The sequence below is a fragment of the Pseudomonas sp. RHF3.3-3 genome (genome assembly GCF_048069595.1).
Lineage (GTDB): Bacteria > Pseudomonadota > Gammaproteobacteria > Pseudomonadales > Pseudomonadaceae > Aquipseudomonas > Aquipseudomonas fuscovaginae_B.
Genome location: NZ_CP182250.1, coordinates 253,547 through 268,613, shown reverse-complemented (window position 1 = coordinate 268,613; position 15,067 = coordinate 253,547). Strand labels below are relative to the sequence as shown.

Sequence of the window (15,067 nt, the reverse complement as noted above, 5' to 3'; positions counted from 1 at the left end):
ATGCCTAGCTAACTTAAAACTTTCAGGAGTCTGGCCATCGGTGGCAAGCAGAAACGCAGAAACGGGGACTGACTTATTTCCTCTTAAGCTTAAAGTCCTAGCTGACTAGCCAATGTAAGTAAGGGTGAAGAGAGCCTATCGACAATAGCGCTCTTCACCCTTGCAGCACTTCACAGACAGGACCGATTGGTGAGCTGAATCCAGCGGACCGTCAATTCACTTTATAGTCGCCCTGTTTTCAGGATTCATTCCTCCTCCAAACTCACGCCATTGTTGCTCAACCTGCTGATGTAGTTCATTGAGCTCTTTGGCCTCGCCAAAGCTCCTGTAGATGTTCCGGCCGGACCATGCAAGAGCTGCCACCGACGCCCCGGCGAGCGCAGCAAAACCCAACGGTGGGGATGCGATAAACAATAATGTCCCCACTAAAGCCGCCCCACCCCCGATCAGGATTTTTGCCTTGGTTGGCTTGAAGGAGCGCTTGAGTGCCAATTTCAGGGTATCCTGGGTCGTCATCCGTTTCGGCAGGAGCCTATCTACCCCGATCTTCAGCGACTCGGCGACCGGAAGTACAACCTGCTCCAAATCATTTTTCTCCAGTTTCAGATGAACGTCATGGGAAAGATTACGTACCTTGTTCAAGTCGGCAATCGCGTTAGCTGAGTACTTAACCAAGTTTTTTGAAAGTTCAAGCTTGCCATCCATTCCCTCTGCAGGCTCTCTCTCATCCAGTTTTTCGTGGTGACGGTTGAGTACATCCCGGTAGTTTTCCAGGACCTTTTTGCGGATGGATTTGGCGAAGTCGAGTTGCAGTGTTTCGAACCCCTCCGATATACCCTCCACCGCCTTTTTACCAAACCTTTTCTCCACCTCGCTGATATCTGACTCGTGGTGGGTTTGCGCGACCTGATACAGGTCACTCAGGTTCCTGTTGATATGGATGATGTTGTCCACCGACCTTTCGAGGCTCTTTCCCTTGAAATAATCGTCGACGGAGAAAGAAGTTACCGCTTCGGTCATATCCGCGACAAATTCACCTTCATAGGCCAGAACAGTACCTCGGAGCACCTTGTGAAAGTTTTCCTCGGTTTTTGCATCGATCTGGCGGGCACTCTCCGCATTCATGGCCTCAGGGTAGATATTTCTCCCCTTCATCTGCTGGGCGTAATCCCCTTGTGCCTGCTTCAAACGTTGATCAAGCATCTGCTTCGTCCGTGATGCCACGGCTTTCGGCGCGTGCTGTTGGTGAATCCGATCCAGATTCCCGAGCATTTTTTTCTGGAACACCCTCCCGGCCTCTGCCACCTCGTTATTGAAGCGGTCCACCCGCTCCCCGGTTTTCACTCGATGGAAAAAACGCCTGACCGCATCGACGAAGCCACGGTCATTGAGCGAAAGGCCGCTTTTCTGTGCCACTGCCAGCGCTGATGAGCGTGCCTGGTCCAGGTCTTTCTCCGTGCGGCCGTAGTGGCTGATCAGATCGTCCACGGCACCCTCCGGCAAGGGCTGGTCGTGGCGCTGCGGATCGCTGAAGTGCTTAAGCACGTCGCTCATGACCTTTCGCTTCATATCCACTACCTCGCCCTTGCCCGGACGGTGCATTGCCGGCTTGGCCGCCTTGCGGATGATCCGGTCATGGGCCGCATCGTCGAGCAGGCGATAGCCTGCACCAGGGAAGTCGAAGTTTGTCAGCAGCGTATAAAAACTGCCTTTCCCCTTGTGCAACGCCTTGAATGCCTGCAGCAAACTCTGAAATTCCCTCTCATTGGCAGGTGGTTCCTTCCATGTGACGGAGTCCTTTCCCTCTTCGCTCTTCAGGGTCAGGAAGTTTGAGAGCGGCGGGGTGCTAATGTCCTTGGCCAGTTTCTTAAGGTGGTTGCTGTTGGTGCGGTCCCCAATAGAGCCGTTGCCATGGGTCCTCAGGTAGGTAGTGAGCAGTTGGGTGAGCGCAAGGGGGGCACCGAATTCCACGTCAAGCTTGGATGCAGACAGCAACAGCTCCGGCGCACTGGTGGGTGAGTCATCAAGGATCTCGGGGGCACTCTCGGACGGGTTCAACTCTTGCGGATAGGCCGGCGGGTCGCTGGTAACACGTTTGGGGGAGGGTGATCCCTGCTGCACCTTGACACTGGACTCATCAGCGGTGCCGATTTCGCCCTCAAAGGGGTTCAACTCTTGCGGATAAGCGTCAGCAAAGGGATTGAGCTCATCTGGGTAGTCAGAGGAGTCGATAGTCTTCATTTTGTTACTAGTGTTTCCGACTCTATCGATTTTCGCTGCGAAACTTGACTGATTTCCAGCTATTGGTAAAAAAGTCTCCACTGATCCTTTTATAACTTTCAATAATATCGCTCCAGTTTCTCGCTCATAAATGAATCATTCGAGCGCATCACTGCCATGGCAACTACTACAATCCGCGCATCCTTCGAAGGTAAAGTTCCTGATACGCAGGATTTGCGTACACCCAAGAACCTTGTGGGAGCTGGCTGCGGGCGACGTTCCGACGAAGGCGACCACCCACGGAAATGGCTAGAAAATAGACAGATCCAGCGGCCGGACCGCGCCCATCCAGATGGCATGGTCGCGATGGTCCGCCAGGTCATCGCCCGTCAGGGGGTGGGTGAATATCACCAACCCCTGGCGATTGAGCGCCAACCACGGCACCACCGCGCCAAACTGCTCGGCGTCGAAGGCCAGTTGGCAGCTCCAGTCCGGGTGCGGCCCCACCAGCCGCTCATGCACCCGCCCCATCTTCAGCGGGAATGTCGCCGCCGCCCGCTCGCACAACTCACGGGCCTGGTCGAGGGTCGAGGCATCGAAATAGACATGGGCGTGGTAACCCTTGATTGCTGGCATACCGCTCTCTTTCAAAAACTCTGATCGATCCCCCCACGCTACACCGCAATCGACGGCAAGCCCAGCCCCACCAGCGATTGCGCACTGCTGGCCTGCTCGGCCATCAGCCAGTCGAAGAACCGCTGGATCAACACCCCGCGCCGTTTGCGCGGCGGCAGCACCACGTAGTAACCGAAGGTCGACAGCACCGTCTGGTTGATCGGCCGGCACAACAGGCCCTGCTCCAGCAGGTTATCCACAAGGTGCCGCCAGCCGATGGCCACGCCCTGGCCGCCGATCGCCGCCTGGATCAGCAGCGTGTAGTTGTCGAAGCGCAGTTGCCCCGGTGCCGGCGCGCTGGTCAGGCCCAACTCGCGAAACACCCCGGCCCAGTCGAACCAGTGGCTGCTGTTCTCACCCTTGAGGTGCAGCAAGGGAAACTCCAGCAACGCCTCGGTCGCCAGCGGCCGCTCGCGGCCCTGGAGCAACTGCGGGCTGCACACCGGGAACACTTCCTCGCTGAACAGCCAGTGGCTTTCGCCCTGCTTGAAGCGGCCCTGGCCAAACAGCACGGCCACGTCGATGTCGCTGCGCAGCATGTTGTGGCTGCGCTCACTGGTCACCAGGCTGACATCGACCAGCGGGTTGGCCGCATGGAAACGGTGCAGCCGCGGCATCAGCCAGTACGCGGCGAAGGCGAAGTCGGTGGCGACCTGCAGCACCTCATGCCGGCTATGGGCAGTTACCGCACTCAGGCCACTGTCGATGCTCTGCAGGCCCGCCTGGACCTGCTCGAACAGCAGCAGGCCGGCCTCGGTCAGTTCGATGCCCCGGTAAATGCGGTCGAACAGCCGTGTCGCCAGCTGTTCCTCCAGGCGCTTGATCTGCTGGCTGATCGCCGGCTGGGTAGTGCCCAGCTCGACCGCCGCGGCGGTGAAACTGCGATGACGGGCCGCCGCTTCGAACACCCGCAGCAGGTCAAGAGACAACTCACCCAGCGCATCAAACATAAGCGGTACTTATCCTAGTCATTGTGTGGCATGGGCTTTACCGTCCGAGGGCAAAGGCCACATGCTCGATCGCAGCACTATCGCATAACAATTGACTATGGAACGCCGCGATACCATGAAGCGCAAGAACATTCTCTTCATCATGGCCGACCAGATGGCCGCGCCGCTGTTGCCCCTCTACGGCCCATCGCCGATCAAGCTGCCGAACCTGAGCCGCCTGGCCGCCGAGGCGGTGGTGTTCGATGCCGCCTACTGCAACAGCCCGCTGTGTGCCCCTTCGCGCTTCACCCTGGTCAGCGGCCAGTTGCCAAGCAGAATCGGCGCCTACGACAACGCCGCCGATTTCCCCGCCGACGTTCCGACCTACGCCCACTACCTGCGCCGCCTGGGCTACCGCACCGCGCTGTCGGGCAAGATGCATTTCTGCGGCCCCGACCAGCTCCACGGCTACGAGGAACGCCTGACCAGCGACATCTACCCGGCGGATTACGGCTGGGCGGTGAACTGGGACGAACCGGACGTGCGCCCCAGCTGGTACCACAACATGTCCTCGGTGCTGCAGGCCGGGCCCTGCGTGCGCACCAACCAGCTGGACTTCGATGAAGAGGTGGTGTTCAAGGCCCAGCAGTACCTGTTCGACCATGTGCGCGAGGACGGCGACCGGCCCTTCTGCCTGACCGTGTCGATGACCCATCCCCACGACCCGTACACCATTCCCAAGGCGTTCTGGGACCTGTACCGCGACGAGGACATCCCGCTGCCGCACACGCCGGCCCAGGCCAGCCTCGACCCGCACTCGCAGCGCCTGCTCAAGGTCTACGACCTGTGGGACAAGCCGTTGCCTGTGGATAAGATCCGCGATGCGCGCCGCGCCTACTTCGGCGCCTGCAGCTACATCGACAGCAATGTCGGCAAACTGCTGCAGACCCTGGAAGACATCGGCCTGGCCGACGACACCCTCATCGTGTTCTCCGGCGACCACGGCGACATGCTGGGCGAGCGCGGGCTCTGGTACAAGATGCACTGGTTCGAGATGTCCGCCCGGGTACCGCTGCTGATCAGCGCAGCGGGGCAGTTCGCCGCCAAGCGGGTCGGCGCCGCCGTGTCCACAGCCGACCTGCTGCCGACCCTGGTGGAACTGGCCGGCGGCCGCGTGCAGGCCGACCTGCCGCTGGACGGCCGCTCGCTGCTGCCGCACCTGACGGGCGAGGGCGGGCACGACGAGGTGTTCGGCGAATACATGGCCGAAGGCACCGTCAGCCCCCTGATGATGATCCGCCGCGGTGCCTACAAGTTCATCTACAGCGAAGACGATCCGTGCCTGCTCTACGATATCCACAACGATCCACGGGAACAGGAAGACCTCAGCCAGTCACCGCAACACCAGCCACTGTTCAACGACTTCCTGGCCGAAGCCCGGGCGAAATGGAACATCCCGGCGATCCACCAACAGGTGCTCGCCAGCCAGCGACGTCGGCGCTTCGTCGCCGACGCCCTGACCCTCGGAAAGCTGAAGAGCTGGGACCACCAGCCGATGGTAGACGCCAGTCAGCAATACATGCGCAACCATATCGACCTCGACGATCTGGAGCGCAAGGCCCGTTATCCACAACCCTGCCAAAACCAATAACGAACACAAGGGGAAGCCATGAAGAAGTTATCCACAATCCTCTGCGCCGGGCTGCTGGCCGCGAGCAGCCTGGGCGCCCATGCCGACCCGACCTGCGACACGGTGAAAATGGCCGATCCGGGCTGGAGCGACATCGCCGCGACCAACGCCATCGCCAGCCTGCTGCTCGAAGGCCTGGGCTACAAGGCCAAGGTCGATACCCTGGCGGTGCCGATTACCTACGGTGGTCTCAAGGATGGCCAGGTGGACGTGTTCCTCGGCAACTGGATGCCGGCGCAGCAGGGCTTCCATGACAAGTTCATCGCCAACGGCGATGTCACGCAACTGGCGAAGAACCTCGAAGGCACCGAATTCACCCTGGCGGTCCCGGACTACGTGTGGGACGCCGGCGTGCATGACTTCGCCGACCTGCACAAGTTCGCCGACAAGTTCGACAAGAAGCTCTATGGCATCGGCTCCGGCGCACCGGCCAATGCCTCGCTGGCACAGATCATCAAGAACGACGAGTTCGACCTGGGCCAGTGGAAGCTGGTGGAATCCAGCGAGCAGGCGATGCTGGCCGAGGTCGGCCGGTCGATCAAGAAACAGAAGTTCGTGGTGTTCCTCGGCTGGACGCCGCACCCGATGAACGTGCAGATCAAGATGCATTACCTCAAGGGCGGCGAGAAGTACTTCGGCGACAGCGGCAGCGTCTACACCGTGACCCGCAAGGGTTATGCACAGGCCTGTCCGAACGTCGGCAAGCTGTTTGCCAACCTGGGCTTCACCCTCGACATGGAAAACAGCATCATGGCCGAGGTGGCGAACAGGAAGCTGAGCAATGCCGACGCGGCCAGGGCCTGGATCAAGGCCAACCCGGCGGTGCTGGACAAGTGGCTGGACGGGGTGAAGACCGCGGATGGCCAGGATGGGCTGGCGGCGGTGAAGGCCAGGCTCTGAGCTTCGGGCTCCCTGATTCATCTGTTACCGATCATTCCCACGCTCCGCGTGGGCATGACTCTCTGGACGCCCGGCGTCCGCTCTTGTGACCCACAGCGTCACAGGCCGCATTCCCACAGGGAGCGTGGGAACGACCAACGATCACCAGGCCTTCTGGCACACTGCCCCCGACACGACTCATCCAACCGAGAACCCCATGGGCCGGACCAACCGCCACGCATTCCTGCCATTTCTCAGCTGGCTGCCCCGGCAGACCCGCGCCAGCGTCAGCCGTGACCTGATCGTCGGCCTGAGCGGCGCCATCCTCGCCCTGCCGCAATCGGTGGCCTACGCCCTGATCGCCGGCCTGCCGCCGGAGTACGGCCTGTACGCGGCCATCGTGCCGGTGCTGATCGCCTGCCTCTGGGGCTCGTCCTGGCACCTGATCTGCGGGCCCACCGCGGCGATCTCCATCGTCCTGTTCGCCAGCGTCAGTCCGCTGGCCGTGCCCGGCAGCCAGGACTACATCACCCTGATCCTGCTGCTGACCTTCATCGCCGGGATCTTCCAGTGGCTGCTGGGCCTGCTGCGCTTCGGCGCCCTGGTGAACTTCGTTTCGCATTCGGTGGTGCTCGGCTTCACCCTCGGCGCCGCCGTGGTGATTGCCCTCGGCCAATTGCCCAACCTGTTGGGCATCGATGTTCCCAACCAGGCCACCGCGCTCAATAGCCTGCTGGCGCTCATGCAGCATATCGGCGAAATCGACCGACCTTCGCTGGCGCTAGGGCTCGGCACGCTGGTGGTCGGCCTGCTGCTCAAGTCGCTGCTGCCGCGCTGGCCGACGTTGCTGATCACCCTGGTGCTGGCCAGCCTGCTGGTCTGGCTGTGGCCGGCGATGTTCGGCCACGTGCAACGGGTGGAGGGTTTCGTCGGGCGCCTGCCGCCGTTCAGCCCGTTGCCGCTGGATCTGGAAGCTGTGCTGCGGCTGCTGCCTAGCGCCGTCGCCGTGGGCATGCTCGGGCTGGTGACGAGCCTGTCGATCGCCCGCTCGTTGTCCGCCCGCTCGCAGCAGTTGCTCGATGCCAATCAGGAAGTGCGTGCCCAGGGCCTGTCGAATATCGTCGGCAGCCTGTTTTCCGGCTACCTGTCCGCCGGTTCGTTCACCCGCGCCGCCCTCAGTTACGAGGCCGGAGCCTGCTCACCGCTGGCCGGGGTGTTCTCGGCACTGTGGGTGGCGCTGTTCGCGGTGTGCGGCTCGGCGCTGATCGCCCACATCCCGATTCCGGCCATGGCCGGCAGCATCCTGCTGATCAGTTGGGGGCTGGTGGATCACCGCGGCATCCGCGCACTGTTGCGGGTCAGCCATGCCGAGTTCGCGGTGATGTCACTGACCGGCGTGGCGACCCTGCTGCTGGAGCTGCAGACGGCGATCTATGCCGGGGTGCTGGCCTCGCTGTTCTTCTACCTCAAGCGCACCTCGCAACCCCGGGTGCAGCACTGGCGCGACGGTGACGAAGAGGTGCTGCGGGTCGGCGGGTCGATCTTCTTCGGCGCCAGCCATTACCTGCAGGTGCGCCTGCAGCGGTTGAAAGGGCCGCGGGTGGTGATCGAAGCGCAGCAGATCAACTTCATCGACTATTCCGGGGTGGAGATGCTGCACCAGGAAGCGCGCCGGCTGGCGCGGGAGGGGCGCAGCCTGACGTTGAGGAAGGCACGGGCACAGGTGGTCGAGGAGTTGGTCAAGCTCGAGGGTGTGGATAGGTGCCCGATCCGTTTCGAGGATTGAGCACGCTCTCTTGATGCACCGCCGTTCCCATGTACAACGCTACCCCTTGTAGGAGCCGGGCTTGCCCGCGAACCGCCAAAGGCGGCCATTCATCCCGAAGCAGTGTGGCGCCGGTAAAATCGCCTTCGCGGGCAAGCCCGGCTCCTACAGGGGCTGCGGCGATTGATGATCGTTCCCACGCCAAGCGTGGGAACGATCGAAGTTTGACCGGGAAAGAGTATCTACAAGGTTCGCGGTAACTTGTGGAATTCAGGCAGCCAGCAGGCGCCGCAACTCGGCCAGCACCGGCGCCGTGTCCGGGCGCACGCCACGCCACAGCTCGAAGGCAACCGCCGCCTGTTCGGCGAGCATGCCCAGGCCATCCAGGGCCACCGCCGCCGATTGCGCGCTGGCCCAGCGGCAGAATGCGGTCGGTTCCTTGCCGTACATCATGTCGTAGCAAACGGTCTTGCCGGGTTCGACCAGGCTCGGCGCAATCGGCGGCACATCGCCGGACAGGCTGGCCGAGGTGGCGTTGATGATCAGATCCACCGGCTCGCGCAACCACTCGAAACCGCTGGCGGACACCGGCCCCAGATCGGCGAACAGCTCGGCCAGCAGCTCGGCCTTCTCGACGGTGCGGTTGGCGATCACCACCGACGCCGGCTGCTGCGCCAGCAATGGCTCCAGGGCACCGCGTACCGCGCCGCCGGCCCCCAGCAGCAGGATGCGCTGGCCTTGCAGGCTGAAGCCGGCGTTGACCTCAAGATCGCGCACCAGCCCGGCACCGTCGGTGTTGTCGCCCAGCAGGCTGCCATCGGCCAGTTTGCTCAGGGTATTCACCGCGCCGGCTCGCCGCGCCCGGTCGGTCAGGCTGTCGGCCAGGCGGAAGGCCTCTTCCTTGAACGGCACGGTGACGTTGGCGCCACGACCTTCCTGAAAGAACGCCCGGGCACAGCCGGAAAAATCGTCCAGCGGCGCCAGCAGCGTGCTGTAGTCCAACCGCTGGCCGGTCTGTTCGGCGAACAGGCGGTGGATCAGCGGCGACTTGCTGTGGCCGATGGGATTGCCGAAGACAACGTAACGATCCATCAAACAGGGTCCTGTCGGGGCTGGCGGGCCAGCGGTCAGATCAATAGGGTGGGAATTCGGTCGTTGCGGGCTAAACCGCCAGCCAATCCCGATCCTGCAGGAAGTACTCGGTCAACCGCGCCTCTTCGCTACCCGGCTCGGCCTTCCAGTCGTAACCCCAGCGCACCTGCGGCGGCAGCGACATCAGGATCGACTCGGTACGCCCACCCGATTGCAGGCCGAACAGGGTGCCACGGTCGTACACCAGGTTGAACTCCACATAACGCCCACGGCGGAATTCCTGGAACTGGCGCTGCTGCTCGGTCCAGGCCTGCGCCTTGCGCCGCTGCACGATCGGCAGGTAGGCCTCGATGTAGGCATCGCCGATCGCCCGCATGAAGGCGAAGCAGGTGTCGAAGTCCCACTCGTTCAGGTCGTCGAAGAACAGGCCACCGATGCCCCGCGGTTCGTTGCGGTGCTTGATGTGGAAATAGCTGTCGCACCAGGCCTTGTAGCGCGGGTAGACATCCGCCCCGAACGGCGCGCAGGCCTGTTCGGCGACGCGGTGCCAGTGCACGCAGTCTTCCTCGTTGCCGTAGTAGGGCGTCAGGTCGAAACCGCCGCCAAACCACCAGACCGGCTCTTCGCCTTCCTTCTCGGCGATGAAGAAGCGCACGTTGGCGTGGGACGTCGGCACATGCGGGTTGTGCGGGTGGATCACCAGGGACACCCCTAGCGCCTCGAAGCCGCGCCCGGCCAGTTCCGGCCGGTGGGCACTGGCCGAAGGCGGCAGGCCGGCACCGAAGACGTGAGAGAAGTTCACGCCACCTTTCTCGATGACCTGGCCGTCGGCGATCACCCGGGTCCGTCCGCCGCCACCGGCAGGGCGGGTCCAGGCGTCTTCGACGAAACGCGCACCGCCATCCTCGGCTTCCAGCGCAGCGCAGATACGGTCTTGCAGGTCGAGCAGGTAGGCTTTAACGGCTTCGGTGCGGGTAGTCATGGCATCACCTGGAATCGGGCAAAGCTACGCGGCAGATCTGACGTGCCGGCGGCAAAAGGCCCGTAGCATAACACCGTGCCCGTGACAGTCGCAGTTGACGAAGGTCAAGCGAAGGAGTCCGATAGGGGATCTTCAGGCTTTGCAAGAAATCATTTCAAGGAGCGTATCGATGGCCAAGCGAATCCAGTTCCGTGCCCATGGCGGCCCCGAAGTCCTCGAGTATGTGGACTACACCCCCGCCGAACCGGGACCACAGCAGGTCAGGGTGCAGAACAAGGCGATCGGCCTGAACTTCATCGACACCTATTGGCGCAGTGGCCTGTACGCACCGCCGAGCCTGCCTTCCGGGCTGGGCGGCGAGGGCGCCGGGATCGTCGACGCGGTGGGCAGCGAAGTGACCCGCTTCAAGGTCGGCGACCGGGTCGCCTATGGCACCGGGCCGCTGGGCGCCTACAGCGAGTTTCACCTGCTGCCGGAGGCGCATCTGGTGAAGCTGCCGGAGCAGATCGACTTCGAGCAGGCCGCCGCGGTGATGCTCAAGGGCCTGACCGTGCAGTACCTGCTGCGCCAGACCCACGAACTCAAGGCCGGTGAAACCGTGCTGTTCCATGCCGCCGCCGGCGGGGTCGGGGCACTGGCCTGCCAGTGGGCCAAGGCCATCGGGGCGAAGCTGATCGGTACCGTGAGCTCGGCGCAGAAGGCCGCCTATGCCAAGTCCCTGGGGGCCTGGGAAACCATCGACTACAGCCATGAGGATGTGGTGAAGCGGGTGCTGGAACTGACCGATGGCAAGAAGGTTCCGGTGGTGTATGACGGGGTCGGCAAGGATACCTGGACGACGTCCCTGGATTGCCTGTCACCGCGGGGCCTGCTGGTGAGCTTCGGCAACGCTTCGGGGGCGGTGGAAGGCGTCAACCTGGGGATTCTGTCGGCCAAGGGCTCGCTGTACGTGACCCGGCCGACCCTGGGCACCTACGCCAGTAACCCACAGCAGTTGCAGGCCATGGCCGACGAGTTGTTCGGGCTGGTGATCGGTGGCCAGTTGAAGGTCGAGATCGGCGCGCGCTACGGGTTGGCCGAGGCGGCCAAGGCGCAAACCGAGCTGGCGGGGCGGCGGACGACCGGGTCGACGGTGTTGCTGCCCTGAGGTCGTGGGGGATGGCCGCTGCCTGGCAGCAGCGGTTCGCGGGCAAGCCACGCTCCTACAGGCATGGCGTCGTGCACTTGTATCGTGTGCACCCAATACCTGTAGGAGCAGGGCTTGCCCGCGAACCGCCGCGAAGGCGGCCTCAGGGACCAGTGAGAACTACGACGGACGCACCACCTTGCCCGTCGCCAGATCGCGGATCAGGCTCGGGTTCTTGCGCCCGCCCAGGCTGCCACCCAGTACCAGGTCCAACTGCCCGCCGAAGTACTGCTGCACCCGCAACCGGGTCCTGGCCGACGGCCGGCCCTGGGGGTTGGCGGAGGTGGAGATCAGCGGCCCGACCAGCGAGCACAGATCCCGCACCAGCGGGTGGTCGCTGACCCGCACGGCCACGGTGTCATGGCGGCCAGTGACCCACTCCGGCAGCAGGTCCTGGTGCGGCACCAGCCAGGTGTTGGGCCCCGGCCAGGTACTGGCCATGCGGTCGACCCACTCCTGCGGGAATTCCTCGAAGAGGAAATCGAACTGGCGGATATTGTCCGCCACCAGGATCAACCCCTTGTCCACCGAACGATTCTTGAGCGCCAGCAACCGATCCACCGCCTCTTCGTTCCAGGGATCACACCCCAGCCCCCAGACCGCTTCGGTTGGATAGGCAATCACCGCTCCTGCGCGAACTTCTCGTGCGGCTTCTTGCACACGCCAACTCTTGACCATCGCTTGCTCTCCGGATTCAACGCTGCCGGCAGTTTACCTCAGGTCGGGCTACGCGCTAACCAGCGTCCGCCGTCGCTGGCCACCCGGCCTTCCAGTTCCAGCTCGGTCAGGCTCGCCAGGACCCGCGCCAGGCTCCAGCCACAGGCCCGGGCCAAGGCCTCGCTGGTCTGCGGCGCGGCATGCAGCAGGGCCAGCAGCGGGTGCGTGGGCGCCTCGGGCAGTACGCTGGCCGGCATGCGCTGCCAGCCCCGCAGGTTCTGCAGGATATCGTCGACCGTTTCCACCAGCACCGCACCGTCGCGAATCAACTGGTGACAGCCACGCGCGGCCGGGTGATGGATGGAGCCGGGAATCGCATAGACCTCTCGCCCCTGTTCCGCCGCCAGCCGGGCGGTGATCAGCGAGCCGCTGCCGACGCTGGCCTCGACCACCAGTACGCCGAGGGACAGGCCGCTGATGATCCGGTTGCGCCGGGGGAAATTGCCGGGTTGGGGGGTGGTGTCCAGGGGAAACTCGGAAACCACGGCGCCGCCCTGGTCGATCATGGCCCGGGCCAGGGCGCGATGCCGCTGTGGATAAAAATTCTCGATGCCGGTGCCGAGCACGCCCACCGTCAGCCCGCCAACGTCCAGTGCGGCCTGGTGGGCAGCGCCATCGATGCCCAGGGCCAGGCCGCTGGTGATGACAAAACCGGCGGCGGCCAGGCTGCGGGAGAAGGCCGCGGCGGTATCCATGCCCGGTCGCGAGGCACGTCGGCTACCGACCAGCGCCAGTTGCGGCTTGTCCAGGATCGTCGGCTCGCCGGCGACGAACAACAGCGGCGGGGCATCGTCCAGTTCGGCCAGCAGGGCCGGGTAGGCGGCCTGGTCCCACATCAGCAAATGCTGCTCCGGCCGCTCTAGCCAGGCCAATGCAGCGCTGGCGCCATCGCGCACGGCCGGGCTGCGGCGCGCCTCGGCGCTGCTCGCGGGCAGCCCCAGCGAGCGCCAGGCCGCAGCCGGGGCACTCAGGGCGGAAGAGGCCGAACCAAAGGTTTCGATCAGTTGGCGGAAGCGCCTGGGGCCGATTTCCGGCAGGCGATGCAGCCGCAGGCGGGCTTCCAGCTCCGCCGGCGACAGGGTATTGCACACAGACTGTGACATCAGCTCATCCTTGATCCGTGGCAGTCGTGATCAAGTAGGACAAGCTGTGGATAACTCTGTGAGTAACCTGTTCAGCAAGCGGTCGCAGATACTGCGACAGCCGTTACGGATTGCGTACCTTGTCCTGCACCGCCAGCGACCGCGTGGCATTGAGTACCAAACCATAGCTGAGCTTTTCGTAGGTGCGGAACACCATCAACAGGCCGGAACGCTCGTCGGGAATCTTCACCGGCTGCCCGGTGACCCGGTCGCGGACCGTCTCGCCGGTCTTGAACACCGCGAGAACATTGCCTTCGGCCAATCCGTCGCGGCGTCCCTTGTCGATCGTGACCACGTCCATGACGCCGATCTGTGTAACACCTCGTGGCACATCTATGATCACGCCGTTGACCTGGGACTGCGGCGCGCTCGGCATGAAGGTCGAGGTGATCGGCCGTTCCTCGCTGACGAACAGCCGGTCGCCCAGGCGCACTTCCTCGGTGGTACGGCGCAGGGTCAGGGTGCCGACATCGCCTTCGGTGGCCAGCAGTTCGCCGGTGCCGATGTCGTCGGCGTTGATGCCGAGGAACTCCTTGGTCTGCGGGTCGGTGTAGACCTTGCCCTGGCGGAACAGGCCGTACACGTTGTGCGTTGGGTCGAATGCGCCGCGCGCGTAGATCCGGTCGCCCATGCCGCTGAGCACCCGCTCGTTGCTGCCGGCGAGGATGTACGGGGCACGCTTGAACGCCTCGACGCTGTCGACGATGCGGTTGCTCAGCAGGAAGGCGTTGATCTTTTCCAGCGGAATGCTCGGAATCGCCTCGGCCACCGCCGAGCGGCGCACCTGTGGCGACAGCTTGATGGTGCCGCGCGACGCACCGCGCTCGACCACCAGCCGCGGCTGGCCGTCGACGAACTGCAGGGTCAGGGTGTCGCCGGGGTAGATCAGGTCGGGGTTGGCGATCTGCGGGTTGGCGTGCCAGATCTGCGGCCACTGCCAGGGCTCGCGAAGAAACTTTCCGGAAATATCCCACAGCGTATCGCCGCGCACCACGGTGTAGCGCTGTGGATAACCATCCTTGAGTTGCACTTGCGCCTGCGCGACACCGGTAAAGGCCAGCAGCAGGGCGAGTAGTGTTTTCCTCATGCAGTGAATCCCTTTATCATGTGTCTTCGCGTGAAACGCCAGAGCCCCCGCGGCTCGCTCCCAGGGAGAACGTTTTACAACGGTAGCCGATCCCGCCGGGATGTTTCGGCAGCCGTCTCTGACTTTACCTCACATGTGCAGCAAATACGCCTATGGCCATTTTAAACATCCTCGAATTCCCAGACCCGCGCCTGCGCACCATCGCCAAACCCGTGGCCGAGGTGGACGACAAGGTTCGGCAACTGATCGATGACATGTTTGAAACCATGTACGAAGCCCCGGGCATCGGCCTCGCCGCGACCCAGGTCAACGTGCACCAGCGTATCGTGGTCATGGACCTGAGCGAGGATCGCAGCGAGCCACGGGTGTTCATCAACCCCGAGTTCGAAGCGCTGACCGAAGAGAAGGACCAGTACCAGGAAGGCTGCCTGTCGGTACCGGGTTTCTACGAAAACGTCGACCGCCCGACCCGCGTGCGCATCAAGGCACTGGACCGCGACGGCAAGCCGTTCGAACTGGAAGCCGATGGCCTGCTGGCGGTGTGCATCCAGCACGAATGCGACCACCTCAACGGCAAGCTGTTCGTCGACTACCTGTCCACGCTCAAGCGCGACCGGATCAAGAAGAAGCTGGAAAAGCAGCACCGCCAGAACGCCTGATCCCCCACCGACTCTGTCCTGTAGGAGCCGGGCTTGCCCGCGAA

At 63.4% G+C, this 15,067-nt stretch carries 13 protein-coding genes; 5 read left to right on the top strand and 8 right to left on the bottom strand.

Annotated features, from left to right (window positions below; genetic code table 11):
• Positions 1-216 precede the first annotated feature (216 nt).
• The 3 genes from ACMGT0_RS01165 to ACMGT0_RS01155 all read right to left on the bottom strand — a co-directional run bounded on the left by ACMGT0_RS01165 (position 217) and on the right by ACMGT0_RS01155 (position 3,845).
• Positions 217-2,241: a hypothetical protein gene (locus ACMGT0_RS01165; protein ID WP_416771164.1), complete on the bottom strand. Its 2,025-nt coding sequence runs from the start codon at positions 2,239-2,241 to the stop codon at positions 217-219.
• Positions 2,242-2,529: 288 nt separating this feature from the next.
• A complete protein-coding gene (locus ACMGT0_RS01160; protein WP_054061331.1) occupies positions 2,530-2,856 on the bottom strand; it encodes a DOPA 4,5-dioxygenase family protein in 327 nt (108 codons plus the stop codon).
• 38 nt (positions 2,857-2,894) lie between these two features.
• Positions 2,895-3,845, bottom strand: a complete 951-nt coding sequence (locus tag ACMGT0_RS01155) for a choline sulfate utilization transcriptional regulator (RefSeq protein ID WP_054063406.1) — start codon at positions 3,843-3,845, stop codon at positions 2,895-2,897.
• 115 nt (positions 3,846-3,960) lie between these two features.
• Here ACMGT0_RS01155 and betC point away from each other — a divergent pair, with 115 nt between their 5' ends.
• From betC to ACMGT0_RS01140, 3 genes are all read left to right on the top strand, one after another.
• On the top strand, positions 3,961-5,475 hold the full coding sequence (gene betC, locus ACMGT0_RS01150) for a choline-sulfatase (RefSeq protein WP_416771162.1): 1,515 nt from the start codon (positions 3,961-3,963) through the stop codon (positions 5,473-5,475).
• 18 nt (positions 5,476-5,493) lie between these two features.
• Positions 5,494-6,414, top strand: coding sequence for a choline ABC transporter substrate-binding protein (choX, locus tag ACMGT0_RS01145; protein WP_054063408.1), 921 nt, complete (start codon positions 5,494-5,496; stop codon positions 6,412-6,414).
• Between the two features lie 196 nt (positions 6,415-6,610).
• Entirely contained in the window at positions 6,611-8,179 is a 1,569-nt protein-coding gene (locus ACMGT0_RS01140) for a SulP family inorganic anion transporter (RefSeq protein ID WP_416771160.1), read from the top strand.
• A gap of 249 nt (positions 8,180-8,428) precedes the next feature.
• On the opposite strand, the gene aroE is transcribed toward ACMGT0_RS01140, so the two are convergent.
• Both aroE and hemF read right to left on the bottom strand, forming a co-directional pair.
• Positions 8,429-9,250 carry a shikimate dehydrogenase gene (gene aroE / locus ACMGT0_RS01135; protein ID WP_054063410.1) on the bottom strand — a complete coding sequence of 274 codons (822 nt, stop codon included), beginning with the start codon at positions 9,248-9,250 and terminating at the stop codon, positions 8,429-8,431.
• A 70-nt stretch (positions 9,251-9,320) separates the two neighbouring features.
• Positions 9,321-10,232, bottom strand: coding sequence for an oxygen-dependent coproporphyrinogen oxidase (gene hemF / locus ACMGT0_RS01130; protein ID WP_054063411.1), 912 nt, complete (start codon positions 10,230-10,232; stop codon positions 9,321-9,323).
• A gap of 169 nt (positions 10,233-10,401) precedes the next feature.
• On the opposite strand from hemF, the gene ACMGT0_RS01125 reads away from it, so the two are divergent.
• On the top strand, positions 10,402-11,379 hold the full coding sequence (locus ACMGT0_RS01125; RefSeq protein ID WP_273824860.1) for an NADPH:quinone reductase: 978 nt from the start codon (positions 10,402-10,404) through the stop codon (positions 11,377-11,379).
• Positions 11,380-11,538: 159 nt separating this feature from the next.
• Here ACMGT0_RS01125 and ACMGT0_RS01120 read toward each other — a convergent pair whose 3' ends face one another.
• The 3 genes from ACMGT0_RS01120 to ACMGT0_RS01110 all read right to left on the bottom strand — a co-directional run bounded on the left by ACMGT0_RS01120 (position 11,539) and on the right by ACMGT0_RS01110 (position 14,364).
• Positions 11,539-12,096: an L-threonylcarbamoyladenylate synthase gene (locus ACMGT0_RS01120; protein ID WP_054061270.1), complete on the bottom strand. Its 558-nt coding sequence runs from the start codon at positions 12,094-12,096 to the stop codon at positions 11,539-11,541.
• A gap of 38 nt (positions 12,097-12,134) precedes the next feature.
• Entirely contained in the window at positions 12,135-13,238 is a 1,104-nt protein-coding gene (gene dprA / locus ACMGT0_RS01115) for a DNA-processing protein DprA (protein WP_054063413.1), read from the bottom strand.
• 103 nt (positions 13,239-13,341) lie between these two features.
• On the bottom strand, positions 13,342-14,364 hold the full coding sequence (locus ACMGT0_RS01110; RefSeq protein WP_054061568.1) for a LysM peptidoglycan-binding domain-containing protein: 1,023 nt from the start codon (positions 14,362-14,364) through the stop codon (positions 13,342-13,344).
• 152 nt (positions 14,365-14,516) lie between these two features.
• On the opposite strand from ACMGT0_RS01110, the gene def reads away from it, so the two are divergent.
• Complete coding sequence (gene def, locus ACMGT0_RS01105) at positions 14,517-15,023, top strand: peptide deformylase (RefSeq protein WP_017902518.1); 507 nt, start codon at positions 14,517-14,519, stop codon at positions 15,021-15,023.
• Positions 15,024-15,067 lie beyond the last annotated feature (44 nt).